The sequence below is a fragment of the Bradyrhizobium sp. P5_C11_2 genome (assembly GCF_054049755.1).
Genome location: NZ_JBFULT010000570.1, coordinates 1 through 4,798, shown reverse-complemented (window position 1 = coordinate 4,798; position 4,798 = coordinate 1). Strand labels below are relative to the sequence as shown.

Here is a 4,798-nt window from a genome sequence, read left to right as displayed (position 1 = left end):
CGACGACGACATCGACCGGCGCACCGAACACGATTTCGGCGGCGCGAATGGCAGCCGTGTCGGAGGGGTCGGCGACAGCCAACCGAAAATCGCCATTTTGCGCGCTGAAGGGAAAGATCGTGGACTCGCGCAGGAAACGGCGCGAAAAGCCGTCGAGGCGAGGCGTGGTCGCGAGCAGTTGCGGCAGGCTCAGCCGGAGCAGAGCAAAATAATCGGCCACTTCGTCGGCGAAGTCGGCCGCGGAGAGATCGGTGGCCTCCCAGAATTCGCGCAAAGGTCGGGTCAGCGCCGGATTGGCCGGCTTTTCCACGCGGACATGCGCCCGTGGCGGCAGTGCATACTTTTCCAGGAGATGCTGTCGGAAGCTATCTGCGGAGCGGTCTCGCATCGCATTCACAGCGTTGACCTTGTTACTTGAATGCAACAGCTTCTACGGGTGACGGAAAGTCTTTGCCCTTGACTTATTTCTTAGCAAAAACATAATCGTGGCGCAAATTATTGCGCGTCCGAGCCAAGGGGGATCGGATGCATTCTTCAGTCACTCTCAGCGTTGGCAGGCGTATTTTGTTTGAAGTGGTCCAGCCGCTTTTGCGCCGCCGCTCAGCGTTGACTGGAACGCTCGTTCTGTTGTCGTCCGCCTTCCTGCTCACGGCCTGCATCGTCACCGCCGACCAATCGGTGGAGGCGGACCCCAGGGATCCCCGCGCGCAGGACATCGCCGACAAGGTCCGCTCCATCGATCTTCAGCCACGGCAACCTGCGGATGCGGGGGCCAGCGGCATCGCCCAGTCGAAATCGTCGAAACCCGCGATCTATCTCAGCGATGGTGCAGCGCCGCAAGGTGGCGCGCTCGCCGAACGCGACGATGCCGGCGGCAGCGGCTACGACCTCAATTTCGAGAACGCGCCGGTCGCGACCGTCGCAAAGGTCATCCTTGGTGACGTACTCAACGTCGGCTACACGATCGACCCGCGCGTGCAGGGGACCGTGACGCTTGCCTCCGTGCGCCCGGTGCCCAAGGCGGACGCGCTCTACGTGCTGGAGAATGCGCTGCGCATGTCCGGCGTGGCGGTGGTGCGCGACCGCACCGGCTATCGCCTGCTGCCGGCACCGGAAGCCGGTCCCGGCGGCATCGACCGTTCGGCGAACGCCGCGGCGGGCCAGGGCATCACGGTGGTGCCGCTGCGCTATGTCTCGGCCCAGAACATCTTCAAGCTGCTCGATGCCTTCGGGGTGAAGGCCTCGACCATGCGTCCCGACGGTGCCCGCAACACGCTGATCGTCAGCGGCAGCGGTACCGACCGGGCGACCGCGATCGACACCATCCTGTCGTTCGACGCGGACTGGATGCGCGGGCAATCGGTCGGCATCTTCCCGGTGCGCAACTCCACGCCCGAGCCGCTCATCGCCGAGATGGAAAAGATCATGGATTCAGGCGAAGGCGGCCTGGGCCAGGGCGTGGTCAAGTTCCAGCCGATCGGCCGCCTCAACTCGATCATGGTCGTCAGCCAGAAGCCGGAATACCTCAAGCGCGCGCAGGTGTGGATCGCGCGGCTCGACCGCTCCGACACCGATGGCGTGAACCTGAAATCCTATCCGCTGCGCTACGGCAATTCCAAATCGGTGGTGGCGCTGTTGAACGAGATCCTGTTCAGCCAGAGCGCGACCGGCACGTCCTCGCCCGACAATGCCTCGAGCCAGATTTCACCGGGCTCGGGCGTCGCGACGTCCTCGTCCGGAACCAACCCCGTGGCCTCGCTCAGCGCGCTTCCGACCGCGGCCGCGGGCGCCGCTACTCCGGTCACCGGTGCTCCCGGCTCTTCGTTCGGTGCGCGTCCGGCGCCTCCGGCCGCCACCGGCACGCCCGGCCAGGACAACGGCGCCGGCTCGCTGCTTGGCYCGGGCTCGAAACCCGCCAACGCTGCGATCCTACAGAACGTGCGGATCACCGCCGACGTCACCAACAATGCAGTGCTGGTCTATGCCAACGCGGAATCGCAACGCGTCGTCGAGCAGACGATCCGGCAGATCGACCGGCCGCAGCGCCAGATCGGGATCGAGGCGACGATCGCCGAGGTCACGCTGAACGACCAGTTGAACTACGGCGTGCAATTCTTCCTCGCCAGCAGGCAGGGCTCGATCTCCAACACCATCTCGGGCGTCAGCAATTCGGCCACGATCGGCAGCAATATCGAGGGAACAAGCACCGCGGTAAACGCCGCGGCCGGCGCGCTGCTCGGACGCGTGCTGCCGGGCTTCAACTTCCTGATTGGCTCCGAAAACTCGCCGCGCGTCATTCTCGACGCGCTGCACGGCGTCACCAACGTCAAGGTGCTGTCGAACCCGTCGCTGGTGGTGCTGGACAACCAGGCGGCGACCCTGCAGGTCGGCGACCAGGTGCCGTTCTCAACCGGCACCGCGACGGTGCTGACCGCCAACAACACCGTCGTCAACACCATCGACTACAAGAACACTGGCATCATCCTGCGCGTGCTGCCGCGCGCCAACGCCAACGGCAATGTCGTGCTCGACATCGAGCAGGAGATATCGAGCGTGGCCGCCGGCAGCGCCAACTCGCTGACGCCGACGATCTCGCAGCGCCGGGTCAAGAGCTCGATCGCGGTGACGAGCGGGCAGACCGTGCTGCTCGCCGGCCTGATCAGCGAGACCGAGAACAGGCAGCGCCAGGGCATTCCGATCCTCGATTCCATTCCCGGCATGGGCGATGCCTTCTCGCACCAGACCACCGCGCGCGCCCGCACCGAGTTGATCCTGTTCATCCGCCCGACCGTCATCAAGGACGGCGTCGATGCACATGTCATTGCCGAGGAAATGCGCAGCAAGATGAACAGCCGCCTGGTCGGCACCAGCAATCCCGTGGTCACCGTGAGCCCGCCCGGGGCGGCGCGCTAAGGGCGTGACGGATCAGGCTGAGGACGACATCGGCCTGCCGCTGGTGCTGAGCCTCGCGCTGCTGGTGGGCGTCTTTGCGAGCCTCGTCACGGCGCCGGGCGCCGAAGGCCTGTATGGCGCGTTCCTGGCCGCCCTGATGCTCGCCATCGCGGCGAACGACGCGCGCCACTATCTCATTCCGAATGAGCTGACAGGCGCGGCCTTCGCGCTCGCCCTGATCCGCGCCGGTGCGTACGTGCCCGACATCGGCGTCGAGGCGCTGCTCTGGCCGGTGGCCCGCGCGGCCGCTGTGGCGCTCCCGCTCCTGGTTCTGATGGCTCTGTACCGGCGCTGGCGCGGCCGCGACGGGCTCGGGCTTGGCGACGTCAAGCTCGCCGCGGTCTGCGGCGCATGGCTCGATCTCACAACCGTGGCCGCGRTGATCGAGCTTGCGGCGCTGCTCGCGATCGGGGCCTATCTCATCCATGCTGCCCTGCGAAGACAGCGGCTGCGCCCCACGGCCTTCCTGCCGTTCGGGCTGTTCCTGGCGCCGGCGATCTGGATCGGCTGGCTGGGCGAGACCTGGTACGCGAACTGGCTGAGCGGCTGGCCGGGCTAAACCAAAGCATGATCCGGACCCGCAGGGCCGCGTTAGCGCAAAGTGCGCAGCGGTTTTCCCTCGCGACAAACGCGGAACGCGTTTGCGCGGAAATGCGGTCCCAACAGCCCAAGGTGGCAGCCGCCGCAACGGCGGCGACTGTATTTTTCTCGGGCCGGCGATCAGTGCTCGCGGCTCGGCGCCCATTCCAGCGCCCGCAGGCGGGCCTGGGCGATCTCCCCGCGCGTCATCTTGGTGGTGACGGCATCGCGGATCCGGGCCCTTGCCTCGCGCGACCGCGGCGGCGCGGCGGCCGTCGACAGATTGAGCCATTTGGAGGCTTCGACGATGTCCTGCGGCACGCCAAAGCCGCGGTCGTAGAGCAGCCCCAGCGAATACTGGGCGAGGCTGTCGCCCTGCTCCGCCGCCCGCCGGTACCACATCGCGGCTTCCGTGTAGTTCTGCGGCACGCCGCGCCCGGTCTCGAACAGGAAGCCGAGATAGGACTGCGCCGCCGCATTGCCCCGCTCGGCCAGCGGAATGAAGACGCGGGAGGCCGTCACATAGTCCTGACGATGAAAGGCGGAGACGCCCTGGCGGAGGGACTGGGCATGGGCCGGGATCACCAGCGCGAGCATCAGGAGAATGGCGGCGCAGCCCCATCCCGCCCGTCGCGAAAAGCCGCGCACCCATCCCTGCGGGGCTACACGGCAAAACCCCGGATCGTGGCTGTCGAGGGTCACCATCCCACCCGCTCCCCTTGCTTGCGCAGCCAGATTAGTCCGTGGGTAGCTCGAAATCCATAGTGCACGCCGGCCACAAAAAAGCTCCGGGCGCACCGCGCCCGGAGCTCATCAATTGGACCAGGCCTAGTGATATCCGCCGGCGGTACCCGGCGTCGTGTCCGGGTTGTTGCCGTTGATCTGGTTGTCCAGATACGACAGCACGCTGCCGACGGTCGCCGCGCCCAGATTGTTGACGATCATCGAGCGTCCGATCCGCGCCCCAGCAGTGCCGCCGAGGAAGAAGCCCGTGCTCAAATTCTCCGAGATGCTGCTGTTGTTGACCTGAGCGTTAGACGATCCCTGCACGCTCAGACCGACGAAGTTCTTGTGGATGGCCGTGTTGTTGATCAGGCTCCGCGAACTGCCACCGTTCGTGTTGATGCTAACCCCGGCGCCGTCAGCCGCGGTGCCGTTGTGCGAGATCACGCTGTCGCGGATCATCAGCATCGAGTTGAAGTTCGACGGGTTGACGAAGACGCCGACGCCGGCCGCACTGTTGAAGTTCGGCCGCACTGTTGAAGTT

The 4,798-nt window shown here is 66.0% G+C and carries 5 protein-coding genes; 2 read left to right on the top strand and 3 right to left on the bottom strand.

The features are described 5' to 3' along the window. Positions 1-310 (bottom strand): GspE/PulE/PilB domain-containing protein (locus tag ACXJL8_RS34255; protein WP_456686387.1); only part of this gene is annotated, 310 nt, incomplete at its 3' end. A gap of 215 nt (positions 311-525) precedes the next feature. Between ACXJL8_RS34255 and gspD the strand changes: the two genes are divergently transcribed. Continuing rightward, a complete protein-coding gene (gene gspD / locus ACXJL8_RS34250) occupies positions 526-2,913 on the top strand; it encodes a type II secretion system secretin GspD (RefSeq protein ID WP_456686386.1) in 2,388 nt (795 codons plus the stop codon). A gap of 4 nt (positions 2,914-2,917) precedes the next feature. Next, positions 2,918-3,511 carry a prepilin peptidase gene (locus ACXJL8_RS34245; RefSeq protein WP_456686385.1) on the top strand — a complete coding sequence of 198 codons (594 nt, stop codon included), beginning with the start codon at positions 2,918-2,920 and terminating at the stop codon, positions 3,509-3,511. 161 nt (positions 3,512-3,672) lie between these two features. Here the strand turns inward: ACXJL8_RS34245 and ACXJL8_RS34240 are convergent, their stop codons facing one another. Continuing rightward, positions 3,673-4,236: a tetratricopeptide repeat protein gene (locus tag ACXJL8_RS34240; RefSeq protein WP_456620884.1), complete on the bottom strand. Its 564-nt coding sequence runs from the start codon at positions 4,234-4,236 to the stop codon at positions 3,673-3,675. 123 nt (positions 4,237-4,359) lie between these two features. Continuing rightward, the coding region (locus ACXJL8_RS34235; protein ID WP_456686384.1) for a right-handed parallel beta-helix repeat-containing protein at positions 4,360-4,798 on the bottom strand (439 nt) is incomplete at its 5' end.

Coding starts and splice junctions, on each gene's coding strand:
- ACXJL8_RS34240 (WP_456620884.1), bottom strand. CDS start 4,236: ATGGTGACCCTCGACAGCCACGATCCGGGGTTTTGCCGTGTAGCCCCG.